The sequence below is a fragment of the Kocuria sp. CPCC 204721 genome (assembly GCF_040980945.1).
Classification (GTDB): domain Bacteria; phylum Actinomycetota; class Actinomycetes; order Actinomycetales; family Micrococcaceae; genus Kocuria; species Kocuria marina.
Window position 1 is genome coordinate 14,788 of record NZ_JAVKPO010000017.1, and the last position, 25,135, is coordinate 39,922.

Consider the following 25,135-nt stretch of genomic DNA (forward strand, 5'->3'; position numbering starts at 1 on the left):
CGCGGTTCGCGCGGCAGCCCGGGGCTCCGCCCATGGGGGACTCGGACGATATGCGTATGTGTTGAGCCCTGCCATCGTGCGCTGGCTCGCGTGGGGAATTACTACAGTGGGAGCCATGATGAAACGGGCACGCCTCAACTCCGACCTCTCCCGTCTGAGGCGGGAGACCGACATGTTCCTCGCGACCGTGGAGTCCCTCTCGGACGAGGAAATGGTGGGCCCCACCCTGTGCGAGGGTTGGGACCGCGCGCACGTGATCGCGCACCTGGCCTCCAGCGCCCGCGCCCTGGTCAAGCTCATCGACTGGGCCACCACGGGTGAACCGCAGCAGCCCTACGAGTCCCACGAGGCGCGCGAGCAGGAGATCGACGAGCTCGCCGCGCTGCCCAAGGACGAGCTGATCGAGACCTTCAAGCAGAACGCGCAGTTCTTCGCCGAGCAGTGCGAGCGTCTCACGGGCGACATCGTCACCGAAGAGCTCGACCTGCACGGTAAGCCCGTCCCGGCCACGTCCGTGCCCGCGGTGCGGATCGCGGAGGTCGTGGTGCACCACCACGACCTGGACACCACGTGGACCGTGGAGGAAGCGGACCCGGACTCCCTGCTCAACGCCGTGGAGGCCGCGGTGCGCACCATGCGGGCCAAGGGTGCCCCGGGGATGACCCTGCGCACCGAGGAGCGGGACGAGTGGATCATCGGCGACGGCGGTCAGCTCATCACCTCCGACCGCGAGGGCATGCTGCGGTGGCTGGCCCGCGGTGACGACGAGTTCGTGGAGTCCGAGGGCGCCCTGCCCGAGCTCCCCGCGTGGTGAACGCGGCTCGCTGATCCGCTGTCGGACTGACCCCGCTGGGCCTCCCAGCGGGGTCAGTCGCGCATCAGGAGAACACCGTGATCCCGTAGGCCGCGAAGATCACCAGGTGCGCCGCACCGTGGATCGACGTGACCCTGGAGGATGCGAACGTGGTGAGGGACAGTCCCAGCGTGATCCCGAGCAGCACCAGGTTCGCGGGGCTCTCGGCGAGCACGACCGTTTGATCGGTGAGCAGCCCGATCACGAGTATCGCCGGGATGGTCAACCCCACCGTGGACACCAGCGCCCCGTGGCACAGGTTGCTCACGCGCTGGATCTCCCCGGCCAGGGCGGCGCGCAACGCGGTGAGGGATTCGGGCAGGAACACGATGGCCGCGATCAGCGCGCCGGCCAGCGCGGGCGGTGCCCCCACACGGCCGATCCCATCGTCCAACAGCGAGGCCATGTCGTGGGACAGCACCACGATGGGCACCACGGTGATCACGAGCAATGCCAGGCGCGCGAGGATCTCGGTGCGGTGCTCGGCCAGGACCGAGCGCAGGGAAGGATGCGTCGTCGTCTCCCGGGCCGCGGTCTCCGGACCCGGGCGCAACCGGGGGTCCACTTCGGTGAAGTCCACGGCCTGCGCGCCCGTCTGTCGGTACAGGAAGAACGCGTAGATCGCCACGGTGACCGCGATGATGGAGATCTCCTGCCACGGCTGGTACGCGCCGTCGGTGCCGAGCGCCGCGGGTAGCACGAAGGTCAGGGCGCTCAGGACCACGAGCAGCGCCAGGTAGTTGGAGGTTCCCGTCCGATTGTGGGCCATGTCCCCGTGCTTGAGGCCGCCCACGAGCAGGCACAGACCGATTACCAGGTTGAGGATGATCATGGCCACGGCCATCACGGAGTCCCGCGCGATCGTGGCGTGCTCACCGGGGCCCAGCATGACCGCGGAGATCAACACCACCTCGATCACGACGATGGACAGGGTCAGCACCAGCGAACCGTACGGATCGCCGAGTCGGTGGGCCAGGTGTTCGGCCTGCCGCACGACGCCCGTGGCCGCGTACAGGATCACGCCCACGATCACCACGAGCGCCCCCACGAGCAGCGGAGAGGACACGGGTGGGGCCAGCAGCGAGCCGGAGAGTTGAAGCAGCACGAAGAATCCCCATCCCGCGATCACGCGGGCCAGGGCTCCCGGAGTCAGGATGGAACGACATATGGGGGACATGGAAGCGTCAGCTCGATTCTCGGGACTGTGCGCGCCCCGGTCCGGCCGGGGTCGTCCCCGAGCTATCCGGTGTGCTGACGGGTCGTCCCGTCGGAGGAGGCGATGTCCGGGTCTCAGTCACGCACCGCGAACAACCACGGATCCGCTCGATCCGTGTGCGGATCGCCAAAGTTCACGAACGTGCGGCCCTTGGCCTCCACGACATTGTATTCCTGGATAACTTCCAGGCTGAGCCGTTCGCGGTGGGCGACCTCCACGATCACCGCGGTGGCACCGGAGCGGTCCGGGAGGGTGGCGGGGTAGGCCAGTGCGGCGACGAGCAATCCGGAGGCCTTCTCTCGCGCGATGTCCCGCAGTTCGGCCAGCACGTCCTGGGGGGCCAGATCGTTCACACGAGACGGGTCCACCGAATCCAGTTCGAACTCCCCGTCCTTGGCGCCGGTGACCAGGAAGGCCGGGAATGCTCCGTACTGGCGCACCTGTTCCTCCACGACCGCCTGGACGTGGCTCAGTGCGGTGTCCACGGTCTCCACGGCGGAGTCCGAGACCCACTGGCGCCACGCGTTGTCGTGATCCACGCGGGCGCGCGCGGCGTCCGCCCGGGTCATCCGGGAGGTGCCCTTGGAAGGCGTGGAGCGGCGTCGTGATGAACGGGCGGAGGACTGAGCCACGAAGTGGGACCCCTTCGGGAGATCGGCGGGAGAACGGGAGTGCTGAGTCCAGGGTAGGCGCTCGCTAGACTGGATCGGAACCAATCAGCGAATACCAGGAGCATGCATGTCTGCGATCAATCGCGAGCAGGTGGCGCACCTGGCCGAACTCGCGCGCATCGAGATGTCGGACGAGGAACTGGCCCGCGTGGCCGGTGAACTCGATCTCATCGTCGAATCCGTGGCCTCGGTCAGCCAAGCCGCCGGGGACGACGTCCCCGCCACGAGCCACCCCCTGCCGTTGCACAACGTCTTCCGCGAGGACGTGGTGGGGGAGACCCTCACGCAGGAGGAAGCCCTGAGCAACGCACCGGACAGCCAGGACGGCAAGTTCCGGGTCCCGGCGATCCTGGACGGGGAGTGAGCATGAGCGAGCGCATCGTAGAACTGTCCGCCGCGGACCTCGCGGCCAAGCTGGCTTCCGGTGAGGTCTCCTCGGTGGACGCCGTGACCGCGCACCTCGAGCAGATCGAGGCCACGGACGGCACCCCGCTGGACGCCCAGGACCGCTCGCACGGGACCGACGGGCTGAACGCGTTCCTGCACCGCAACCGCGAGGAGGCCCTGGACGTGGCCCGTGGTGTGGACGAGGCACGCGCCAAGGGTGAGCAGTTGCCCGAGCTCGCGGGTGTGCCCGTGGCGGTCAAGGACCTCATCGTGACCAAGGGCCAGCCCACCACGGCGGCGTCCCGGATGCTCGAGGGTTGGATGAGCCCGTACGACGGCACGGTGACCCGCAAGCTGCGTGCGGCGCGCATGCCCATCCTGGGCAAGACCAACCTGGACGAGTTCGCCATGGGTTCGTCCACCGAGCACTCGGCGTTCGGTCCCACGCGCAACCCGTGGGACCTGCGCAAGATCCCGGGCGGTTCCGGTGGCGGTTCCGCCGCCGCGGTCTCCGCGTTCCAGGCGCCCCTGGCCCTGGGCACGGACACCGGTGGCTCCATCCGCCAGCCCGCGGCCGTGACCGGCACGGTGGGCGTCAAGCCCACGTACGGTTCGGTGTCCCGTTACGGCGTGATTGCCATGGCGTCCTCGCTCGACCAGGTGGGCCCGTGCTCCCGCACGGTGCTCGACGCCGCACTGTTGCACGAGGTCGTGGGCGGTCACGATCCCGCCGACTCCACTTCGCTGACGGATCCCGTGGGCGCCTACGCCCGCGCCGCGCGCGAGGGAGCGGCCGAGGGTGGGCTCAAGGGGCTGCGCGTGGGCGTGGTCCAGCAGCTGAGCGGCGAGGGTTTTCAGGCCGGTGTGCAGCAGCGCTTCGAGGAGTCCCTCGAACTCCTGCGCGCCGCGGGCGCCGAGATCGTGGACGTCCAGACGCCCAACTTCGAGTACGCGCTGGGTGCCTATTACCTGATCATGTCCTCGGAGGTCTCCTCCAACCTGGCCAAGTACGACGGCGTGCGCTTCGGTCTGCGCGTCACTCCCGAGGGCACGCCCACCATCGAGAGGGTCATGAGCGCGTCCCGCGCCGCAGGCTTCGGGGACGAGGTCAAACGCCGGATCATCCTAGGGACGTACGCGCTGTCCGCGGGGTACTACGACGCGTACTACGGTTCCGCACAGCAGGTGCGCACGCTCGTACAGCGTGATTTCGCGGCGGCGTTTGAGAAGGCGGACGTGCTGATCTCGCCCACCGCGCCCACCACCGCGTTCGACATCGGGGGCGTGGACGAGTCCGCGGATCCCATGCAGATGTACCTGAACGACATTGCCACGATCCCCACCAACCTCGCGGGGATCCCCGCGATCTCCCTGCCGGGCGGCCTGGCACCGGAGGACGGGCTGCCCGTGGGGATCCAATTCATGGCACCGGCGCGCGAGGACGCCCGCGTGTACCGCGCCGGGGCCGGTCTGGAGCGGTTGCTCACCGAGCAGTGGGGCGGGCCGCTGTGGCGGGAACGCGCCGACGTGACCGCCACCGTTCGTGACTTTGCGGCCACTGCCGCGCAGGGAGGCAAGTGATGAGCCAGGACGTGCTGTCCTTCGAGGAAGCCCTCGAGCGCTTCGACCCCGTCCTGGGGTTCGAGGTGCACGTGGAGCTGAACACCAAGACCAAGATGTTCGATGCCGCCCCCAACACCTTTGGGGACGAGCCCAACACCAACGTGACCCCGGTGTCCCTGGGGCTGCCCGGCGTGCTGCCGGTGGTCAACGGCAAGGCAGTGGAATCCGCGATCAAGCTCGGTCTCGCGCTGAACTGCTCGATCGCGCAGAAGTGCCACTTCGCACGGAAGAACTACTTCTACCCGGACACCCCCAAGAACTTCCAGACCTCGCAGTTCGACGAGCCCATCGCGTTCGATGGGCACCTGGACCTCGAGCTGGAGGACGGCACGGAGTTCCGCGTGGAGATCGAGCGCGCCCACATGGAGGAGGACGCCGGCAAGCTGACCCACATGGGCGGGGATGCCGGGCGGATCCAGAACGCGCAGTACTCCCTGGTGGACTACAACCGCGCAGGTGTGCCGCTCATCGAGATCGTGACCAAGCCCATCGTGGGTGCGGGGGAGCGGGCGCCGGAACTGGCCCGCGCCTACGTGGCCGCGATCCGCGAGATCGTGAAGAACCTCGGCATCTCGGACGCCCGCATGGAGCGCGGCAACGTGCGCTGCGACGCGAACGTGTCTCTGATGCCCAAGGGCGCCACGCAGTTCGGCACGCGCTCGGAGACGAAGAACGTGAACTCGCTGCGCGCCGTGGAGCGCACCGTGCGCTACGAGATCCAGCGCCACGCCGCCGTGCTCGCCGCGGGGGTGAAGGTCACGCAGGAGACCCGCTTCTGGCACGAGGACACCCGGTCCACGACCGCGGGGCGGCCCAAGTCGGACGCGGACGACTACCGCTATTTCCCCGAACCGGACCTGGTGCCCGTGGTGACCACGGCGGACTGGATCGAGGAACTGCGCGCGAGCCTTCCCGAGCCCCCCGCCGAGCGCCGCAAGCGGCTGAAGGCGGACTGGGGGTACACGGACGAGGAGTTCCGCGACGTCGTCAACGCGGGTGTGCTGGACGAGATCGAGCAGACCATTGCCGCGGGCGCCTCCGCCGCCGTGGCGCGCAAGTGGTGGATGGGTGAGATCGCCCGCCTCGCCAAGCAGCGCGAGGTCGAGATCGCGGACCTGCCCGTGACCCCGGCCCACGTGGTCGAACTCAACGGGCTGATCGACGGCGGCAAGATCAACGACAAGCTGGCCAAGAAGGTCCTCGGTTTCGTGGTCGAGGGTGAGGGCACCCCGGCGGAGATCGTGGAGTCCCGCGGGCTCGCGGTCGTCTCCGACGACGGCGCCCTCACCGCAGCCGTGGACGACGCCATGGCCCAGATGCCGGACGTGGTCGAGAAGATCAAGGGCGGCAAGGTCCAGGCCGTGGGCGCCCTGATCGGACCGGTCATGAAGGCCACGCGCGGCCAGGCGGACGCCGGACGCGTGCGCCAGATCATCCTGGGGAAGCTCGGCGTGCAGGGCTGACGCCCCCCGTCACGAGCACGGAGAAGGCCGGTTCCGGGACCCTCACGGGGTCGTGGAACCGGCCTTCTCTCGTGGACGTTCCGCCGCTCAGTCTTCCGTTTCCTCCGCGACCCGCCACTCCCGCAACCCGTTCGCCGTGGCCGAGTCCGTGGTGATGATCCCCGCGATGCGCTCGCGGATCTGCCGGTCCTCCTGCGGGGAGCGGCACACACCGTTGGGCTGGTCCGAGGCCGTGGAGCACCACTGGAACCGGCCGTCCTGGGTGTTGGAGCTCGGTGCCCAGGCCAGGTCGCTGACCCGCCACCCGCCGTCGTCCCCGCGCGCGAACTGGAAGCGCATGATCAGACCCTGGTTGTTGTTCTCGTACGCCGGGGATGTCTCCGTGACGGTGTTGCCCAGTCCGTAGACGATCCACTTGCCGTTGTAGTGCTCGATGGGCTGCACGCTGTGCGAACCGTGACCGTACACGGCGTCGAACGCACCGGAATCGATCAGCGAGTGGGCCGTGGTTTTCTGGTAGGCGTCGGCGTCGTCCTGGTACTCGATGATCGAGTGCATGGCCGCGATCACCACGTCCGCGCCCTGCTGGCGCGCCTTCTTCGCCTGCGCCACGGCGCGGTCGATATCCTGTCGCGCGGGCTGCGGCTCCTCGGCGGGGTCCCGCAGCCGGTCCACCTGCCAGTCGTGCTCCGCCCGCTGGCCGTTGAGACTGTTGGTCCCGGTGACCACGGCCACGGTCCCGGCCGGGGTCTCCAGCAGCATGGGCTCCTCGGATGCGCGCTCGGAAGTGTACGAACCGGTGTGCTTGAGGCTCGCCTCGTCGAGGGTCGCCAAGGTCCGGTTCACGCCCTCGGTGCCGCGGTCCACGGTGTGATTGGTCGCGGACGTGCACGCGTCGTAACCCGTGTTCTTGGCCGCCACGGTGATCTCCGGCGGCACACTGAAGCTCGGGTAGGCCGAGTAGGGCCCACCCTTGGGCGCCACCGGGGTCTCCATCTCGCAGATGGCCACGTCGGCCTGGTCCAGGTACGGCTTCTGACCGGCCAGCAGCGGGTCGAAGTCGAAGTGTCTGCCTTCATTCATGGCCGGGTCCACCGCGAAGTTGCGCCACAGGCCTTCGTGCAGCAGGAGATCACCGATCATCGCCACGGTGAAGCACGCGTCCTCGGGACACTCCGGGCCCTTACCGGGCTCGCTCGCACGGGCCGTCTCGCTCGTCGCCCGGCTGGTGGCGGACGACGTCGCTGCGCCGGGATCCTGCCCCGCGTCCTCCTGGGCATCCCCGCCCGAGGCCCCGCACCCGGAGACCAGCAAAGCCACCCCGGTCAGTGCCGCGGCCCCGGCGATCCGCGGCGAGCGTGATCGTCGGGCGGCGCGGGATGAACGGGGTCGGAGGGGTAGGGGAGGCATGCTGCGATGCTATCGCACACGTCCGTGATATGAATCACCTCCGTTTGGGTCATAAAAATCTGACCAAATTCGTCGCAAACCCTTCCGTCCACCTTTTTGAAAGGTTAGGCTTTCCTAAGTTTTGCGGATCGGGTGCGGTCGGGATGTTCTCGGCGGGCCCGGTGGGATTGGTCACAACGGAAGCGGGGACGATCGTGGGTCGAACCGACAACGGTGCACAGCTCGGGTACGTGGGCGTGCCGGGGCGAGTCGTGTCACTCGCGCACCGCATGCTCGCGGGCGCGGGCCGAGCGAACGTGGTCGCCTACCGCCTCGAGGGTCAACCTACACTGCCGTGCTTGGCGCACGGGTTCGTGCCGGACGGCCGGATGGTCATGGCCGCGGCTCCCCACCCCGATGTCGCTGCGCTGACCCCGGCGGGGCAGACCGTGGACGTGCGTGTGGACATCGCCAAGTTCGCTCCGGACCCCTCCGTACGCATCGTGGCGGCCAGTGCACACTTCCTGGCGGGTCTCGAGTGGCTGACCCCGGGCGAGACCGACGAACTCCTCATGGCGGGGGAGTTGCCGGAGCTCGTGGCGACCGTGGCCGACACGGCGTCCGGGCGACTCGCGATCGTCTCCACGGCACGGGTCGTGGTTCATGACGGTTCCGGTGCCACGCCACTGAGCGTCGACCAGGTGCGGGCGTTCGGCCGCGAGCTCGGGGATTCCATTGCCGCGGTGAACACCGAAGCCGTGGCCCTGGACGCCGCGGTGTCCGTGGATCCATTCGATCTGGCCGGGATGTGCGATGCCGCGGAGAACGGATGGATCCCCGCCCACCTGCTCACGCGTAAGCCCTCGAGCGGCGGGTGCGCTCACACCCGGAATCGGGATTTCGTGGTGGACGTGGATCTCACTGGGGTCACGGTTCTGCGCGAGGGTTCGACCGCTACCAGCGTCTACTTCGTCCCGTTCCATCGTCCGACGTCGTCCGCGCAAGACCTCGCCGACAACCTCGCATCCCTGCTGGGCACCCCCGCCGCAGCGTGACACTGCGCCGGTACCCCAGCGGCAGCGTCACACCCCGAGGCCGTCCGGCGGTCGTGTGAACCTGCCGGGGCTCGATCAATCACTGTAGACACGAGAGGACCGTGAGTCGCATGACTCGCGGTCCTCTCGTGTCTGCAGTTGTTACCCGGTGAGCTCCGCGATCAGCGGGCTTCGTAGCTCGCGCAGTTGGCGTCCGCAGTGACCTCGATCGAGGAGGCGGTGCACAATAGGTCCTTGTTGTGTACGCACTCGAGGCGCTGGCACGCGCCCACCTGGCCGTTGGCGGTGGGCAGGCCACCGCGGGCGTCGAGCGAGATGAACGTGGTGCACGAGGCCTCGGAGCCCTGGCCGCCCACCGTGATGGCGGGGGCGGTGCAGCCGTTGTCGTTGAAGGCGCAGCCGGTGGCGGTGCAAGCGGAAACAGCGGTGAGAGTGGCCATGATCTTCTCCTGTGATTCGGGTGGTGCTCTGATCGTCGGATGAACTGATATGAACACTACGGGTGTTTTTCGGGGCGCGCCAGTAAGTTGACCCTTATGGTAAAAGGTCGTTACCTAATTGGGGTTAGGTATGCCTGAGTTTGCTGAGGGTGCACTCACCAGAATAGGGAAACAATATTTGATCTAATGGTTCGAGTGAGCTTGCGACCCCGTCGTCGGCTCATCGCAGATGCGCGCGGGGCGTGTGTGCTCACTCACTGCGCGGCGGGGCTCAGAGTTTCCGGGGCCGCTCGAATTACCTCGACAATTTACAGAAATAATCCCGACAATGAATATGCCGAGAATCCCGCGATGAATGCCATCAGGAAATTCTTGCTCACCGCGTTGACGATCACGGAAATCACCGCCGCGAGAATCAATCGGCTCAACTGCACCCCGGAATCGGCCTCCAGCAATGTATAGGCGACCAGGATCAACATGAGTCCCGCGGGGAGCAGGGCGGAGATCTCCCGCAGGTCCTCGCGATCGCGGAACCGATGGGCCAACAACACGGGGAACAGGCGCAACGAATAGGTCACGGCGGCGCACACGACGATGGCTGCGAGCATCTCAGGCGCCGCCTTCCGCGGTCTGGGACGAACGACCGTGCCGTGGGCGTTTGACGAGCACGACGCATAGCACCGCGTAGCACAACATGGCACCGAGCAGGAACAGGTCGCGGGGCAGCAACAGCCCCACTGCCATGGAGGCCAGGGCGGCGAGCACGATCATCACGCGCTGCGAGGCCGCGCTCAGGGCGCTCACGAACAACAGGGTGAACAACCCGGTCAGTGCGAAGTCGAAACCGTCGAACGATTCCGGGATGAGTCCGCCGGCCACGGCTCCGACCGCGGCACCGACGACCCAGTAGAACTGGGAGATGCCCTGGATGAGCATGAGCTCGTGTTGCGTGGTGGGGCGCACGCCGCTGTTGATCAGCGCATAGGCCTCGTCGGTCAGGGCATAGGGGCCGTAGAACTTGGCGAAGGGCGAACGCAACAGGTGGGTGGGATAGGAGAAGCCGTAGAAGATGTGTCGGCTGTTGACCAGCAGAGTGGTCACGGCGATCTGTAGCAGGCCCGCTCCCGCCGAGACCAATCCCACGAGCAGGAACTCGATCGAGCCCGCGAAGACCACGAGAGCCGTGAGGGGCGCCAGGTAGGGAGCGAACCCCAGCGAGACCGCATAGGCGCCGAAGGCCATCCCGAGCGGCAGGTATCCCATGGCCACGGGAACCGTGACGCGCACCGCCCACGCCAACGTCCCCTTGTCCGAACTCATGCGTTCCACTCCCATCCGCCACCGCTGCGCCACGTGGCCGAGGGCCACGTTAGTGGCTGGGGTGACACGTGGGCGCTTATGCGTGACCGGCACGTCTGTAATGTGACTCATATGACACCCCGTTATGAAACTCCCGAACAGCTCGTGGCCACCCCACGACTCACCGGATTGAGCGGACACCGGAACGGCCCGGTGATCGCCCTGCGGCAGGAACTGTCCTCAGACGGTAAGCGCTACGTCAAACACGCGTGGTCGGTACCCCGCCCGACCGACGGCGATCGTGCACCTGTCCCCCTGACCTCCGGCGATCACGGAGTCCAAGAGGTGTGCCCGGCGCCGTCGGGGGAGCTCTACTTCACGTCCGACCGGCCCATGGACGGGGACGACGAGAAGCGCTCCCGGTTGTGGTTGCTCCCCGAACGCGGCGACGCCCGCATGGTGCTGGACATGCCCGAGGGCATCTCGGACCCCAAGCTGGGCGGGGACATGCTGTTCTTCCTCTCGGGCATGCACCCGAGTGCCAAGGGTGCGGCGGACGAGCTCGCCCGCAACCGTGAACTGCACGAATTGCGTGAGGAATCCGGGGCGAGTCCCATGCTCTACGACCGCGCGCCGTTCCGGTACTGGGACCACGACCTCCCAGCCGCCGAGACCGCCCTGTGGTTCGTGGACACCGCCGCGCTCGCCGAGTCCCGGGACGCGGGGGAGGCCGTGCGCCGCGTGGATCTGCCCGCCGGGCGGTTAATGCGCTACTCGGTCGCCCCGGACGGCACCTGGCTGATCGCACAGTTGACCGCGTGGTTGCCGGAGGGCTGGGAACGGTCCCAGCTGTGGCGGGTGCCGATCACGGCAGACGGCGCCGGTCAGGCCGAACTGTTCCGGGACGCCACCGAGGAGGACTGGTGGGAGCCCGGGCCCGTCTCCCCGGACGGCAGCCGGGTCGTCCTGGAGCGGGACGTCGTGTGGCGCGACGGCGTCAACCTGCAGATCTCGCTGTGGGTCCACGACCTGAGCACGGGTCGGGACACGGAAGTGGTGCCCACAGACGAATACTGGGCGGGGGAATCCCGGTGGATCGATGACGACTCCTTCGTGTGCACGTCCGACTATCAGGGCCGGGGGATCGTGCTGCGGGTCACGTGCCCGCGGGGCGGGGACTCCTCGATCGACGTCCTGGCCGGCGGTGGCGAGCAGCCGTGGACCTATTGCGCGGTCCACCCCGTGGGGGACGCGTTCTACGGTCTGCGGGCCACCTACGACCACCCCCTCGAGGCGGTGACGTGGTCCGGTCGGGAGTTCTGCGCCGAGCCCACCCGGATCGACGGTCTCGTGCCCGACGACGCCGTCCCCGGCCGCCTCGAGGAGGTCACCACGACCGCCGAGGACGGGACGAGCATCCGCGCGTGGCTCGCGCTGCCCGAGGGGGAGGGAACCGAACACCCGTTGCTCGTGTTCGTTCACGGTGGGCCGTGGGCGTCCAACAACCAGTGGAGCTGGCGTTGGAATCCGTGGCCGTTCGTGGCCCGCGGTTATGCCGTGCTATTCCCGGACCCGGCCATCTCCACGGGTTACGGACAGGCCATGATCGACCGCGGTCAGCAAGAGCTGGGCGGGGCGCCGTTCACGGACGTGATGGCCCTCGTGGAGGCCACGACGCAGCGGGCGGACATCGATGCCCAGCGCCAAGCGCTGCTGGGCGGTTCCTACGGCGGGTACATGGCCAACTGGGTGGCCACCCAGACGGCGGACCGGTTCCGGTGCATCGTGACCCACGCGTCCCTGTGGAACTTGGACTCCATGGGTGCCACCACGGACAACACCGAGTGGCGTGAGGCCATGGGCCCGGCCCAGGCCGCCGTGTACTCACCGCACCGGTTCGTGGACCGGATCCAGGTCCCCATGCTCGTGATCCACGGGGACAAGGACTACCGGGTCCCGATCTCCCAGGGCATCGAGCTGTGGTCCGATCTGCAGCTGCGCACCCGGGTGGAGGGCCACCGGTTCCTGTACTTCCCGGACGAGAGCCACTGGATCCTCAAGCCGGCCAACTCGCGGGCGTGGTACGAGACCGTGCTCGCGTTCCTGGCCGAACACGTGCTGGGTGAGGAATGGCAGCGCCCCGAACTGCTCGGCTGAGCACACGGGAGACATGCATCACGTGTGCTCCGGGTGGTGGCGGAGGGGAGTAGAATCGCCACGATTCCCCTCTGCATCCACTCATGAAGAGAGACCTGTGCATGTCTGAAACCACCACCCAGCGCGCCGATCTGCGCAACGTGGCCATCGTGGCCCACGTTGACCACGGCAAGACCACCATCGTCGATGCCATGCTCCAGCAGACGAACGCGTTCTCCAGCCACGGAGAGGTCGAGGAACGGGTCATGGACTCGGGCGACCTGGAGCGGGAGAAGGGCATCACCATCCTGGCCAAGAACACCACGGTGTTCTACGACGGCCCCGCGGCCAACGGTGAGACCATCACGATCAACGTGATCGACACCCCGGGTCACGCCGACTTCGGTGGCGAGGTGGAGCGCGGTCTGTCCATGGTGGACGGTGTCGTGCTGCTCGTGGACGCCTCCGAGGGCCCGCTGCCCCAGACCCGGTTCGTGCTGCGCAAGGCCCTCGAGGCCAAGCTGCCCGTGATCGTCGTCGTCAACAAGGTGGACCGCCCGGACGCCCGGATCGACGAGGTCGTCTCCGACACCATGGACCTGCTGCTGGGCCTGGCCTCGGACATCGCCGAGGACCACCCGGACCTGGACCTGGACGCCGTCCTGGACGTGCCCGTGGTCTACGCCTCCGGCAAGGCCGGCCGTGCCTCCACCGACCAGCCCGGCAACGGCGAGTTGCCGGACAATGAGGACCTCGAGCCGCTGTTCCGTACCATCATCGAGCACATCCCCGCGCCGTCCTACAACCCGGACGGCGTGCTGCAGGCGCACGTGACCAACCTGGACGCCTCCCCGTTCCTGGGTCGCCTGGCCCTGCTGCGCATCTTCAACGGGACGCTGAAGAAGGGCCAGACCGTGGCGTGGGCGCGTCACGACGGAACCCTCAAGAGCGTGCGCATCTCCGAACTGTTGGCCACCAAGGGCCTGGACCGGGTGCCTGCGGAGAGCGCCGGGCCCGGTGAGATCGTGGCCGTGGCCGGGATCGAGGACATCACCATCGGTGAGACCCTCACGGACCTCGAGAACCCCGAGCCGCTGCCGCTGATCACGGTGGACGACCCCGCGATCTCCATGACCATCGGGATCAACACGTCGCCCTTGGCCGGACGCGTCAAGGGCGCCAAGGTCACCGCGCGCCAGGTCAAGGACCGCCTGGACAAGGAGCTCATCGGGAACGTCTCGCTGCGCGTGCTGCCCACCCAGCGCCCGGACGCGTGGGAGGTGCAGGGCCGCGGTGAGCTGGCCCTGGCCATCCTCGTGGAGCAGATGCGCCGCGAGGGCTTCGAGATCACCGCGGGCAAACCACAGGTGGTCACCAGGACCGTGGACGGCAAGGTGCACGAGCCCTACGAGCACATGACGATCGATGCTCCGGACGAGTTCCTGGGTGCGATCACCCAGCTCATGGCCGCGCGTAAGGGCCGCATGGAGGGCATGAGCAACCACGGCACCGGGTGGGTGCGTATGGAGTTCAAGGTCCCCTCGCGCGGTCTGATCGGCTTCCGCACCAAGTTCCTCACGGAGACCCGTGGCGCGGGCATCGCGTCCTCCTACGCGGACGGCTACGAGCCGTGGGCCGGGGAGATCGAGTACCGCACCAACGGTTCCATGATCGCGGACCGTGCCGGTGTGGTCACCCCGTACGCCATGATCAACCTGCAGGAGCGCGGCTCGTTCTTCGTGGAGCCCACCTCCGAGGTCTACGAGGGCATGATCGTGGGTGAGAACTCCCGCGCGGACGACATGGACGTGAACATCACCAAGGAGAAGAAGCTCACCAACATGCGCTCGTCCACGGCGGACAGCTTCGAGAACCTCACGCCCCCGCGCAAGCTCACGCTCGAGGAGTCCCTCGAGTTCGCGCGCGAGGACGAGTGCGTGGAGGTCACCCCGGAGGCCATCCGCATCCGCAAGGTGGTCCTGGACGCCAACGAGCGCCTCAAGGTCGCCCGGCAGCGGGCGCGCGCCTGATCGTGGCCGATCCTCGATACCCGGGCGGGGGACACGCGACCGAGGGGGCGGTGGAGACACTGCTCCCCGGGGGCGTGGACCCCGCCCGGGCTCGTGTGTTGTGGGTGCACGCCCACCCGGACGACGAAGCCATCGTCACGGGCGTATCCATCGGGTACTACGGCGCGCTGGGCGCCACCACGGTGTTGCTGACCATGACGCGCGGCGAACGCGGTGAGGTTATCCCGCCCGCCCTGCGTCATCTCGAGGTGGGCCAACCCGGGTGCCCGGACACCGACGGCACCGCGCTGGGGCTCTACCGCGTGGGTGAGCTCGACGCCGCCGCAGCCGCCATGGGGCTCGCGGACCGGTTCTTCGCGGGGGAGCCCCCCGCCCACGATCCCGCCGAGGGTTTCGCCAACGGCGCGGACAAGTACGTGGATTCCGGGATGAGCTGGGGGCCCGACGGCCGCCCGCAGCCCGCCGAGGACGTCTCACCCGCAGCGCTCACGGCGGCGGATCCGCAGGAGGCCGCCGCCCACGTGGCCGCAGCTATCCGCGCGGTGCGCCCCCACGCCGTGATCACCTACGACGACGACGGCGGGTACGGTCACCCGGACCACGTGGCCACGCACGGGGTCACGCTGCGCGCCGTGGACCTCGCAGCGTCAGCACCGGACACCGCCCACGACGCGTGGGACGTCCCCCTGACGTGGGGGATCGAGAGCGACGTGAACCCCTCGGACGAACGGCCGCAAGCGGCGATCCACGGTGATCTGGCGGTGAAGCGCGCCGCAATGGCGGCGCACGCCACACAGATCACCCTGGGCGAGGACCCGCAGGGTACCACGTACGAGCTATCCAACGGCGTGCCGCAGACCCTCAGCGCCACCGAGACGTTCCGCCTGTTACGCCGGGGCGGACAATGAGCGCGTCCGGACTGCGCCGCACCGCCCCGTGGGAGAGCGCCCCGGCCGTGCAGACCGCCGGCGACCACGCGCCCGGGGGAGCCGAGAAGCAACGGCCGGGAGCGGCGTCGTCGTTGGTGACGGCACTGCTCACGGGACTCGTGGCGGGAGCGGTGGCCACGGCCATGCACGCCAACATCTGGTACCTGGACGGCTGGTGGCTCCCGTGGGGGCTCGTATTCTCCGGGGCGCTGCTGCTGTGCGCGAGCGTGTGGTGCGGTACCGCGACCCGGCGCGTGTGGGCGGCTGCCGTCCCAGGGCTCGTGACGTACGTGATCGCCTGGGCCACCGCGTACCTGCGAGAGGGCTCGGCGCTCGTGGTCACCACGTGGGCCGAGCCCGTGGGGATCGTGGGGTTGCTGTGGTTCGCCGTGATCTTCGTGGCGGTCATGGCCTCCGTGATTGTTACGGGACATTGGCTGGTGCGCTCGCGGGCGCGGTAGCCTCGAATGCCCGCCGCTAGAATGGTCGAGGACTTGGGAACAGAAGGAGAGGTTCGTCAACCGTGACTTACGTAATTGCGCAGCCGTGCGTGGATGTCAAGGACAAGGCCTGCGTGGAGGAATGTCCCGTGGACTGCATCTACGAGGGCGAGCGATCCCTGTACATCCACCCGGACGAGTGCGTGGACTGCGGGGCGTGCGAACCGGTGTGCCCCGTGGAGGCCATCTACTACGAGGACGACACCCCCGAGGAATGGGCCGAGTACTACAAGGCGAACGTGGAGTTCTTCGACGATCTGGGCTCTCCGGGTGGGGCCGCCAAGCTCGGCAACACCCACAAGGACCACCCCATGATCGCGGAACTGCCCCCGCAGAACCAGGACTGATCCGGTGAGCGTGGCCCGCGGATTCGGTCTGAACCTGCCCGACTACCCCTGGAACTCCCTCGCGCCCTACCGCCGGACCGCGCAGGAGCACCCGGATGGTGTGGTGGACCTGTCCATCGGGACCCCGGTGGACCCCACGCCGCTCGTGATCCAGGATGCGCTCGCCGCCGCCGCGGACGCCCCCGGGTATCCCACGACGCACGGGACCCCCGCGCTGCGGGAGGCCGTGGCCGCGTGGTTCGCCGATCGTCGCGGTGTGCCCGACCTGGACCCGGACGCCGTGATGCCCACGGTGGGGTCCAAGGAACTCGTCGCGTGGCTGCCGCTGTTGCTGGGTCTGGGCCCGGGCGACGTCGTAGTGCGTCCCGTGGTCGCCTACCCCACGTACGACATCGGGGCGCAGATCGCCGGCGCCGAGGCCGTGGCCGCGGACTCGCTGGACGAGCTCGAGCCCTCGGTGCGCGAGCGCGTGCGCATGGTGTGGGTCAACTCGCCGGGCAATCCCACGGGCATCGTGCGGGACGCGCAGAGTCTCAAGCGGCTCGTGGACCAGGCCCGCGCGCAGGGGGCCGTGGTGGTCTCCGACGAGTGCTATGCCGAGCTCGGCTGGGGTCAGTGGGATCCCGCACGCGGTGGCGAACCCGTGCCGTCCGTCCTGGACCCGCGCGTGAGCGGCGGGGACACGTCCCTGCTGTTCAGCGCGTACTCGCTGTCTAAGCAGTCGAACCTCGCGGGCTACCGCGCCGCGTTCCTCACAGGTGACCCCGCGCTGATGCCCTCGCTCATCAACTCGCGCAAGCACGCCGGGATGATCGTGCCCTATCCCGTGCAGGAAGCCATGCGCGTGGCCCTGGGGGACTCCGCGCACGTGACGGCGCAGAAGAACCTCTACCGGCAGCGGCGCGAGGCACTCAAGCCCGCCGTGGAGGCCTTCGGGCTCACGATCGAGCATTCCGAGGCCGGCTTGTACCTGTGGGCCACCGCCGGTGAGGACACGTGGGACACCGTGGAACGCTTCGCGCGCCTGGGCATCGTGGTGGGCCCCGGGACCTTCTACGGGGACGCCGGGCACGGCTACGTGCGGCTGTCCCTGACCGCGAGCGACGAGCGCATGGCGGCCGCCGTGCAACGGCTCTCAGGCGCCGTCTGAGCCCGCCGCACACGGGTGGGCAAGTGGAATCCCGATCACACCAACGGGTAGGTTGGTGGGGAATGACATCGTGTTCCCGCCCGGTGCGCACCGACCTGAACCGCCACGACGGCGTGGGGGTGAACCGGACCGCGAACCCGTCGTGGAACACCTAGCGAACCGTGAAGGACACATCATGGCAGAGGCCAAGAAGTCCACCGACAAGGTGGAGCTGAACTACGAGAAGGGCAAGTCCCTCGAGCTCCCCGTGCTGGAGGTGACCGAGGGCAACAAGGGCTACGGCGTGGGTTCCCTGCTCAAGGAGACCGGCAACGTCAGCTTCGACCCCGGGTTCGTGAACACCGCGAACACGCGCTCCACGGTGACCTACATCGATGGCGCCCAGGGCATCCTGCGCTATCGCGGCTACCCCATCGAGGAGCTTGCGGAGCACTCCAACTTCCTGGAGACCGCCTACCTGCTGATCTACGGCGAGCTTCCCACGCGTGAGCAGTACGAGGACTTCCAGCACCGCATCACGACGCACACCATGGTGCACGAGGACATCAAGATGTTCTTCAACGGCTTCCCGCGCTCCGCGCACCCCATGCCCGTGCTGTCCTCGGCCGTGTCCGCGCTGTCCACCTTCTACTCGGACTCCCTGGACCCGTTCAACAAGGAGCACGTGGAGATCTCCACCATCCGTCTGCTCGCAAAGGTCCCCACTCTGGCCGCGTACGCGTACAAGAAGTCCGTGGGGGAGCCGCAGCTGTACCCCCATAACAACCTCAACTACGCGGAGAACTTCCTGCGCATGTGCTTCGGTGTGCCCGCCGAGGACTACGAGGTGGACCCGGTGGTCGCCAAGACCCTGGACATCCTGTTCATGCTGCACGCGGACCACGAGCAGAACTGCTCCACCTCCACGGTGCGCCTGGTGGGTTCCTCCCACGCCAACATGTTCGCGTCCGTCTCCGCGGGCATCAACGCCCTCTACGGCCCGCTGCACGGCGGTGCCAATGAGGCCGTGCTGGCCATGCTGGACCAGATCCAGAATCGTGGGCTCTCCGCGGACGAGTTCATGGAGAAGGTCAAGAACAAGGAGGACGGCGTCCGCCTCATGGGGTTCGGGCACCGTGTCTACAAGAACTACGATCCCCGTGCCCGCATCATCAAGGGCTACGCGCACGACGTCCTGGCCAAGATGGGCGGCAACAACGAGCTGCTGGACCTGGCCATCGGCCTGGAGGAGAAGGCCCTCGCGGACGACTACTTCGTGGAGCGCAAGCTCTACCCGAACGTGGACTTCTACACGGGTTTGATCTACAAGGCCATGGGCTTCCCGGAGAAGATGTTCACCGTGCTCTTCGCGATCGGCCGCCTGCCCGGCTGGATCGCGCAGTGGCGCGAGATGATCGAGGACCCCGAGACCAAGATCGGCCGCCCCCGCCAGCTCTACGTGGGCGAGGGTGAGCGCCACTACCCGACCGCCAACTGAGTTCCCCGGTCAAACCGACGAGCCCCGATCACCGTTCGGTGATCGGGGCTCGTTCGTCGGTGCGGGCACGACGCCGCCGCTCGGCTCAGCCGTCGTAACCGTTCGGGTTGTTCTTCTGCCAGTTCCAGTGGTCCCGGCACATGGTGTCGATGTCCCGGTCCGCGGACCAACCCAGATCGGCGAGGGCGGAGGCGGGATCGGCGTAGGACACAGCGGCGTCGCCGGGGCGGCGCGGGGCGATCTCGTAGGGGATCTCCCGGCCCGAGGCCTTCTGGAACGCCTCGCGGACCTCCAGCACGGAGTAGCCGCGGCCGGTGCCCAGGTTCCACACGTGCACGCCGTGGTCCCGGCTGATCCGGTCCAGGGCACGTAGGTGCCCGTCCGCGAGGTCCACCACGTGGATGTAGTCGCGCACGCCGGTGCCGTCCGGGGTGGGGTAGTCGTCGCCGAAGACCATGAGCTTCTCGCGGCGGCCCACGGCCACCTGCGCGACGAACGGCATGAGGTTGTTGGGGATCCCCGAGGGGTCCTCACCGATCCGCCCGGACTCGTGCGCGCCCACGGGGTTGAAGTAGCGCAGCAGGGCCACGGACCAGCGGTCATCGGAGGCCGCGAGGTCCGCGAGCATGTCCTCGATGTGTTCCTTGGTACGGCCGTACGGGTTCTGCGCGTCCATGGACAGCTTCTCGGTCAGCGGCATGGTCTCCGGGGCGCCGTACACGGTGGCCGAGGACGAGAACACGATACTGCGGCACCCGTTCTCCTCCATGGCCCACAACAGGTTCACGGTCCCGCTGACGTTGTTCGTGTAGTACCACAGCGGCTTCTGCGCCGATTCCCCCACGGCCTTGAGCCCCGCGAAGTGGATCACGGCGTCCGGGCGGTGCTGCGCGAACACGCGGTCCAGACCCTCGCGGTCCAGCAGATCCACCTCTTCGAACGCCGCGACGTCGCGTCCGGCGAGTTCCGCCACCCGCTCGAGCGACGTCTTGGACGAATTGGACAGGTTGTCCAGGACGACGACGTCGTGCCCCGCCTCAAGCAGCGCCAGAACCGTGTGCGAGCCGATGTACCCGGTTCCCCCGGTGACAAGAATCTTCATGGTCCCCACCCTATCCAGTGGACCTCACGAAAACGCGCGGCCGGGCCCGCGAGCTGCGGGACCCGGCCGAGCGGCGTCGTCGTCGCGATCCGTGGACGCGCGACGGCGGGGATCAATTGGCGTGCAGTGCGGCGTTGAGCTCCACCGTGCTGCCCTGGCGGGGCAGCGCCTCCACGGCGCCGTTGGTGGAATTGCGGCGGAACAGCAGGTTGTTCACGCCGGAGAGCTCGGACGCCTTGACCACGCGGGGTTCGGCGCCGCCCTCGATGAGGCTCACGCGGGTACCGGCGGTGACATACAGGCCGGCCTCGACGACGCAGTCGTCACCCAGGGAGATGCCCACGCCCGCGTTGGCGCCCAGCAGGCAGCGCTGGCCCAGCGTGATCCGCTGCTTGCCGCCGCCGGACAGCGTGCCCATGATGGATGCGCCGCCGCCCACGTCCGTGTGGTCGTGGACCACGACGCCGGCGGAGATCCGGCCCTCAACCATGGCCTCGCCGAGCGTGCCGGCGTTGAAGTTCACGAACCCCTCGTGCATCACGGTGGTGCCCTCGCCCAGGTAGGCACCGAGGCGCACGCGGTCCGCGTCACCGATGCGCACACCCGAGGGCACCACGTAATCGACCATGCGCGGGAACTTGTCCACGCCGAGCACGGTCACGGTCCCGCCGGCGCGCAGGCGCAGCAGGGAGCGGGTCAGTTCCTCCGCGAGCACGGGACCGCGGCTGGTCCACGCCACGTTCGCGAGCTTGCCGAAGACGCCGTCCAGGTTGAGGGTGTTGGGCCGCACCAAGCGGTGGGACAGCAGGTGCAGGCGCAGGTAGGCGTCCGCGGCGTCCTGGGGTGCCTCGTCCAGGTTGATCACGGTGGTCACGATCTCGGACCGCACGTTGCGATCCGGGTCCGTGGTGGCGGCCACGCGCAGATCCGCCTCGTAGCTCGTATCCGGGTTGGCGCTCAGGCTCGGCGCAGGGTAGAAGACGTCCAGCACGGTCCCCTCCCGCTCGCCGGAGTCCACCACGGTGGCCAGCCCCACTCCGGAGGCGATACGGGAATTCTCGGTGCTCTCGCTCGTTGAAGTCATGGGCCCATCCTAAAAGATGCCCCGTGACCCCCGGTGGTAGATGACCCGACCCGCGCGGCTCGTCAATGAGGCCCCGCGGCAGCCGACCGCGACGCCCACTGCGGGGCGCAGGGGCGAACTGTAGGCTGGCACGCATGAGTTCAGACGCTTCCGTGACCCTCGACCTCACCATGGATCCCGCGGATCTGACCGCCGCGCTCGTGGACGTGGAGTCCGTGTCCGATCACGAGGGCCCCCTGGCCGACGCCGTCGAAACAGCCCTGCGCGCTCTGCCCCATCTCAGTGTCCACCGGGACGGGGACACCGTGATCGCCCGCACGGACCGCGGCCGAGACGAACGCGTGATCCTCGCCGGCCACCTGGACACCGTGCCCCTGCCCACCGTGGAGGGATCGCTGGGCGGGGTCCCGGCCACGCGGCGTCGGGAAGCGGACGGGGACGTGATCTACGGCCGCGGCACCACCGACATGAAGGGCGGTGTGGCCGTCCAACTGGTGCTCGCGCACGAACTCACCGAGCCCAACCGGGACGTCACCTACGTGTTCTACGACCACGAAGAGGTCTCGAGCGATGCGAGCGGGCTGGGCCGCGTGATGCGCAACAGCCCCGAACTGCTCGAGGCGGACTTCGCGGTGCTGCTCGAACCGACCAACGGGACCGTGGAGGGCGGGTGCAACGGCACCATGCGTTTCCGGATCACGACCCACGGCAAGGCCGCCCACTCCGGGCGCTCGTGGATCGGGGAGAACGCGATCCACAAGCAGGCGGACGTCCTGGCCCGGCTGAGCGCGTACGAGGCGCGCACCGTGACCGTGGAGGGCCTCGACTACCGTGAAGGGCTCAATGCGATCCGGATCGGCGGGGGAGTCGCGGGCAACGTGATCCCGGACACCGCGTGGGTCGAGGTCAACTACCGCTTCGCCCCGGACAAGTCCCTCGAGCAGGCACAGGACCACATGCGCGAGGTCTTCACCGGGTACGAGCTCGAGTGGCAGGACCTCTCGCCGGCGGCCCGTCCCGGGCTGGACCGGCCCTCCGCCGCGCAGTTCGTGGCCGCCGTGGGGCGGGAGCCCATGCCCAAGTACGGCTGGACCGACGTCGCCCGCTTCTCGGAGGCCGGGGTGCCTGCCGTGAACTTCGGCCCCGGGGACGCCCTGCTCGCCCACACCGACGACGAGCACGTGTTCGACGACGCCGTCCGGGCCTGCCACCGTGCGCTCGCGTCCTGGTTGTCCTGAGCGCGGGGTGATCGGGTATCCGATCCGAGGCGGGGGAGGTTGGCTCGAGTACTCACCGCGTTGCATGCCGCAGGGGAGTTCTGCGGCGTCGTGCAGCACGAGAACGTAGCCTGGTGGGCATGCACACCCCTGAGACACCGCACGAACGTTCCCTACCCCCCGAGCGTCACAAGGGGCCGGTGGTGCTGCGCCGCAAACAGCTGCATCGGCGCACGTCCGACCAGCGTTTCCTGGACCAGCGCCCCGCCGAACCGGACGACTTCACCCGCACCGACCCGTGGCGCGTCCTGCGGATCCAGGCGGAGTTCGTTGAAGGCTTCGACGCACTCGCGAACCTGGGCCCCGCCGTCTCGGTCTTCGGGTCGGCGCGCACCGCGCCTGGGCACCCGGAGTACGAGCTCGCGCGCGAGCTGGGACGGGAAATCGGCAAGGCCGGCTACGCCGTGGTCACGGGCGGCGGCCCCGGCGTGATGGAGGCCGCGAACAGGGGAGCGGTGGACGTGGGCGCGCACTCGGTAGGGATCGGCATCGAGCTGCCCCACGAACAGCGCCTCAATGACTGGGTGGACCTGGGCATCAACTTCCGCTACTTCTTCGCGCGCAAGACCATGTTCGTGAAGTACAGCCAGGGCTTCGTGGCGCTGCCGGGCGGCTTCGGTACGCTCGACGAACTCTTCGAGGCACTGACCCTCGTGCAGACGGGCAAGATCACGCGTTTCCCGGTGATCCTGGTGGGCACGGACTACTGGGGCCCGTTGCTGGACTGGATCACCACCACGCTGGTGGCCGACGGCAAGGTCTCCACCGCGGACCTCGAACTGTTCCGGGTCACGGACAGCGTGGCCGAGGTCGTGGAGATCCTCACCGCGGTCCACGCCGACGACGACGGCATCCCGGTCTCCGACCCCGCCCCGGGTGCCTCTCCCGTCCCGGGGAAGGCAGCGGTCGACGCCGCGGCGCCCGGTTCCGGGGGCGACGACGCCGCTCCCGCGGATGGCGCGCGCGGTTCCGTGCGCGGCGACACCGACCCTGGCACCGCAATACCCCGTTCCAGGGGCGACGACGCTCGCGCCCCCGGTTCCGGCGCGTGAGTTCCACGGCGGTGGCGGACCCCGCGCGCAGCGCGCACGACTCCCGTGCGGGGAGGATGCGTCGACTGTGGGCGGCGGCTCCGTGGTGGCTCGCCGTGCTCGTGGTCTACGGGGTGTCGCGGGTCTGGGGCTGGGCGGTGTTCACGGTCGTGGGTGCCCAACAGGGTCCCGGGCCGTGGGGCAACGGCGCCCTGGGGTACCTGGATTTCGTGAACACGTGGGACGCCGACTGGTACCACACCATCTTCCGGGAGGGGTATCCGTTCCAGGTGCCCCGGGACTCGCTGGGCACGGTGTCCGAGAACGCGTGGGCGTTCTACCCCGTGTTCCCGCTGCTCGTGCGCGGCATCGACGCACTGACCGGGACCGGGTGGGCCGTCACGGCCGCCACGGTGTCCCTCGTGGCCGGTTTCGGTGCGGCCCTGGTGTTCTACCGACTGGTGTGCCAAGCACCCGTGATGGCCGGGCCCCGCACTCCCGGGGGCGTCTCACGCCCGGCACTGTGGGCCGTGGCGGTGTTCGCGTTCAACCCCGTGGCACCCGTGCTGCAGACCCCGTACGCCGAGGCGCTGAGCATGCTGTTCTTGCTGAGCGCCATGTTGTGCGTCGTGCGGGACCGGCCCGTGTGGGTCACCGTGTTCGTGGTGGCGCAGGCACTGACCCGACCCACCGGCGTGGCCCTGGCCGCGGCGCTGGGGGTGTGGTGGTTGTGGCGCAGCGTGGGGGACGTGCTCGCGCGACGTCGGGCGTGGTACCGGTGCCTGGACCGCTGGCTCGTGGTGGCGCTGATCGCGTGCGCTGCCGCCATCGCGTGGCCGGCCATCGCGTGGGCCGTCACGCGGGAGCCCACGGCCTACACCGAGACGGAGGCCGCCTGGCGCGGGAGCCAGCACGTGATCCCCGTGTTGCCGTGGTTCCACGAGGCCACTGATCTGCTGGGCCCGATCGCCGGACTCGTCGCTCCCGTGGTGCTCGTGGCGGCGGTCGTGATGCTGCTGCGTTCGGACACGGTCAAGCGGGCCCTGCCGTTCTTTGTCCGTGTGTGGATCGCGGCCTACGGGTGCTATCTGCTGCTCGTGCTCAACCCGCAGAGCTCCACGTTCCGGTTGCTGTTGCCGTGGGCGCCGCTCGCCGCCGCCCTGGTGCACGTGAACGACTCGCGCGCCTATCGGGTGCTGCTCATGATCTTCGGGGCAGTGCTGCAGATCGTGTGGGTCGGGTGGCTGTGGCATTGGAAGCAACTACCCGGCGGTGGCGACTACCCGCCGTGACCCCGCGCGGCGGCCCATGCCGCAGGCGCTGTCCACACACGCGCTGTGCGCTACGGCGCAGATGGTTCCGAGCGCTCCCGCGTCGTGTGCCGGGTCACGGTACTGGCTGAGCGTTCGATAAGATAGCGAGCGTAAGTACTCACGAAGAGGAGCTCATAAATGGCGGCCATGAAGCCGAGGACGGGTGACGGACCCATGGAGGTCACCAAAGAAGGACGCAGTCTGATCATGCGGGTCCCCCTGGAAGGCGGAGGGCGTCTGGTGGTGGAACTCAAGTCGGACGAGGCCGCGGAATTGCGCGAGTGCTTGGCTTCGGTGACGCAGTAGCACCGACACCCCCCACGCCCGTGTCGCGAGGGCCCTTCACATCGAGTGAGGGGCCCT

Annotated in this window: 24 protein-coding genes; 16 read left to right on the forward strand and 8 right to left on the reverse strand. The window is 68.5% G+C overall.

Annotated elements, in window-relative coordinates:
• Window positions 1–115 precede the first annotated feature (115 nt).
• Window positions 116–814, forward strand: a complete 699-nt coding sequence (locus RF637_RS12140) for a maleylpyruvate isomerase family mycothiol-dependent enzyme (RefSeq protein WP_239321399.1) — start codon at window positions 116–118, stop codon at window positions 812–814.
• Window positions 815–878: 64 nt separating this feature from the next.
• Here the strand turns inward: RF637_RS12140 and RF637_RS12145 are convergent, their stop codons facing one another.
• A complete protein-coding gene (locus RF637_RS12145) occupies window positions 879–2,030 on the reverse strand; it encodes a calcium:proton antiporter (protein WP_368844956.1) in 1,152 nt (383 codons plus the stop codon).
• 113 nt (window positions 2,031–2,143) lie between these two features.
• Window positions 2,144–2,701: a hypothetical protein gene (locus RF637_RS12150; protein WP_242670629.1), complete on the reverse strand. Its 558-nt coding sequence runs from the start codon at window positions 2,699–2,701 to the stop codon at window positions 2,144–2,146.
• 106 nt (window positions 2,702–2,807) lie between these two features.
• Here RF637_RS12150 and gatC point away from each other — a divergent pair, with 106 nt between their 5' ends.
• The 3 genes from gatC to gatB are packed head-to-tail and all read left to right on the forward strand — an operon-like array spanning window position 2,808 to window position 6,213.
• Entirely contained in the window at window positions 2,808–3,104 is a 297-nt protein-coding gene (gene gatC, locus RF637_RS12155; RefSeq protein ID WP_064846057.1) for an Asp-tRNA(Asn)/Glu-tRNA(Gln) amidotransferase subunit GatC, read from the forward strand.
• Between the two features lie 2 nt (window positions 3,105–3,106).
• Complete coding sequence (gene gatA, locus RF637_RS12160; protein ID WP_368844957.1) at window positions 3,107–4,708, forward strand: Asp-tRNA(Asn)/Glu-tRNA(Gln) amidotransferase subunit GatA; 1,602 nt, start codon at window positions 3,107–3,109, stop codon at window positions 4,706–4,708.
• Window positions 4,708–6,213: an Asp-tRNA(Asn)/Glu-tRNA(Gln) amidotransferase subunit GatB gene (gene gatB, locus RF637_RS12165; RefSeq protein ID WP_035965362.1), complete on the forward strand. Its 1,506-nt coding sequence runs from the start codon at window positions 4,708–4,710 to the stop codon at window positions 6,211–6,213. Before gatA ends, gatB begins: the two co-directional genes overlap by 1 nt.
• An 87-nt stretch (window positions 6,214–6,300) precedes the next feature.
• Here gatB and RF637_RS12170 read toward each other — a convergent pair whose 3' ends face one another.
• Window positions 6,301–7,623, reverse strand: coding sequence for a CapA family protein (locus tag RF637_RS12170; RefSeq protein WP_368844958.1), 1,323 nt, complete (start codon window positions 7,621–7,623; stop codon window positions 6,301–6,303).
• Between the two features lie 194 nt (window positions 7,624–7,817).
• Between RF637_RS12170 and RF637_RS12175 the strand changes: the two genes are divergently transcribed.
• A complete protein-coding gene (locus tag RF637_RS12175; protein WP_368844959.1) occupies window positions 7,818–8,657 on the forward strand; it encodes a hypothetical protein in 840 nt (279 codons plus the stop codon).
• A 161-nt stretch (window positions 8,658–8,818) separates the two neighbouring features.
• Here RF637_RS12175 and RF637_RS12180 read toward each other — a convergent pair whose 3' ends face one another.
• The 3 genes from RF637_RS12180 to RF637_RS12190 all read right to left on the reverse strand — a co-directional run bounded on the left by RF637_RS12180 (window position 8,819) and on the right by RF637_RS12190 (window position 10,417).
• The gene (locus RF637_RS12180) at window positions 8,819–9,097 is read right to left on the reverse strand and encodes a DUF1540 domain-containing protein (protein ID WP_035965361.1); all 279 of its coding nucleotides are present in this window, start codon (window positions 9,095–9,097) and stop codon (window positions 8,819–8,821) included.
• A 308-nt stretch (window positions 9,098–9,405) separates the two neighbouring features.
• Window positions 9,406–9,705, reverse strand: a complete 300-nt coding sequence (locus RF637_RS12185; RefSeq protein WP_085107151.1) for an AzlD domain-containing protein — start codon at window positions 9,703–9,705, stop codon at window positions 9,406–9,408.
• Window position 9,706: 1 nt separating this feature from the next.
• On the reverse strand, window positions 9,707–10,417 hold the full coding sequence (locus RF637_RS12190) for an AzlC family ABC transporter permease (RefSeq protein WP_368844960.1): 711 nt from the start codon (window positions 10,415–10,417) through the stop codon (window positions 9,707–9,709).
• A gap of 111 nt (window positions 10,418–10,528) precedes the next feature.
• On the opposite strand from RF637_RS12190, the gene RF637_RS12195 reads away from it, so the two are divergent.
• The 7 genes from RF637_RS12195 to RF637_RS12225 all read left to right on the forward strand — a co-directional run bounded on the left by RF637_RS12195 (window position 10,529) and on the right by RF637_RS12225 (window position 18,965).
• Entirely contained in the window at window positions 10,529–12,553 is a 2,025-nt protein-coding gene (locus tag RF637_RS12195; RefSeq protein ID WP_368844961.1) for an alpha/beta fold hydrolase, read from the forward strand.
• A gap of 101 nt (window positions 12,554–12,654) precedes the next feature.
• Window positions 12,655–14,562: a translational GTPase TypA gene (gene typA, locus RF637_RS12200; protein ID WP_064846062.1), complete on the forward strand. Its 1,908-nt coding sequence runs from the start codon at window positions 12,655–12,657 to the stop codon at window positions 14,560–14,562.
• A gap of 50 nt (window positions 14,563–14,612) precedes the next feature.
• Window positions 14,613–15,470, forward strand: coding sequence for a PIG-L family deacetylase (locus RF637_RS12205; protein WP_239319475.1), 858 nt, complete (start codon window positions 14,613–14,615; stop codon window positions 15,468–15,470).
• Entirely contained in the window at window positions 15,467–15,952 is a 486-nt protein-coding gene (locus RF637_RS12210; protein WP_240505702.1) for a hypothetical protein, read from the forward strand. Before RF637_RS12205 ends, RF637_RS12210 begins: the two co-directional genes overlap by 4 nt.
• Before the next feature lie 62 nt (window positions 15,953–16,014).
• Window positions 16,015–16,338: a ferredoxin gene (gene fdxA / locus RF637_RS12215; RefSeq protein ID WP_035965353.1), complete on the forward strand. Its 324-nt coding sequence runs from the start codon at window positions 16,015–16,017 to the stop codon at window positions 16,336–16,338.
• Window positions 16,339–16,342: 4 nt separating this feature from the next.
• A complete protein-coding gene (dapC, locus tag RF637_RS12220; protein WP_085107160.1) occupies window positions 16,343–17,488 on the forward strand; it encodes a succinyldiaminopimelate transaminase in 1,146 nt (381 codons plus the stop codon).
• A 175-nt stretch (window positions 17,489–17,663) separates the two neighbouring features.
• Window positions 17,664–18,965, forward strand: coding sequence for a citrate synthase (locus RF637_RS12225; RefSeq protein WP_064846064.1), 1,302 nt, complete (start codon window positions 17,664–17,666; stop codon window positions 18,963–18,965).
• An 85-nt stretch (window positions 18,966–19,050) separates the two neighbouring features.
• Here the strand turns inward: RF637_RS12225 and galE are convergent, their stop codons facing one another.
• Both galE and dapD read right to left on the reverse strand, forming a co-directional pair.
• The gene (galE, locus tag RF637_RS12230; RefSeq protein ID WP_085107162.1) at window positions 19,051–20,067 is read right to left on the reverse strand and encodes a UDP-glucose 4-epimerase GalE; all 1,017 of its coding nucleotides are present in this window, start codon (window positions 20,065–20,067) and stop codon (window positions 19,051–19,053) included.
• A 112-nt stretch (window positions 20,068–20,179) separates the two neighbouring features.
• Window positions 20,180–21,151 carry a 2,3,4,5-tetrahydropyridine-2,6-dicarboxylate N-succinyltransferase gene (gene dapD / locus RF637_RS12235; RefSeq protein ID WP_085107164.1) on the reverse strand — a complete coding sequence of 324 codons (972 nt, stop codon included), beginning with the start codon at window positions 21,149–21,151 and terminating at the stop codon, window positions 20,180–20,182.
• 134 nt (window positions 21,152–21,285) lie between these two features.
• On the opposite strand from dapD, the gene dapE reads away from it, so the two are divergent.
• The 4 genes from dapE (at window position 21,286) to RF637_RS12255 (ending at window position 25,078) form a co-directional block, all read left to right on the forward strand.
• Window positions 21,286–22,389: a succinyl-diaminopimelate desuccinylase gene (gene dapE, locus RF637_RS12240; protein WP_064846067.1), complete on the forward strand. Its 1,104-nt coding sequence runs from the start codon at window positions 21,286–21,288 to the stop codon at window positions 22,387–22,389.
• 119 nt (window positions 22,390–22,508) lie between these two features.
• Window positions 22,509–23,480, forward strand: coding sequence for a TIGR00730 family Rossman fold protein (locus RF637_RS12245; protein ID WP_368844962.1), 972 nt, complete (start codon window positions 22,509–22,511; stop codon window positions 23,478–23,480).
• Window positions 23,477–24,751: a hypothetical protein gene (locus RF637_RS12250; protein ID WP_368844963.1), complete on the forward strand. Its 1,275-nt coding sequence runs from the start codon at window positions 23,477–23,479 to the stop codon at window positions 24,749–24,751. Before RF637_RS12245 ends, RF637_RS12250 begins: the two co-directional genes overlap by 4 nt.
• Before the next feature lie 159 nt (window positions 24,752–24,910).
• Window positions 24,911–25,078, forward strand: a complete 168-nt coding sequence (locus tag RF637_RS12255; protein WP_064846068.1) for a DUF3117 domain-containing protein — start codon at window positions 24,911–24,913, stop codon at window positions 25,076–25,078.
• The last annotated feature ends 57 nt before the right edge of the window (window positions 25,079–25,135 follow it).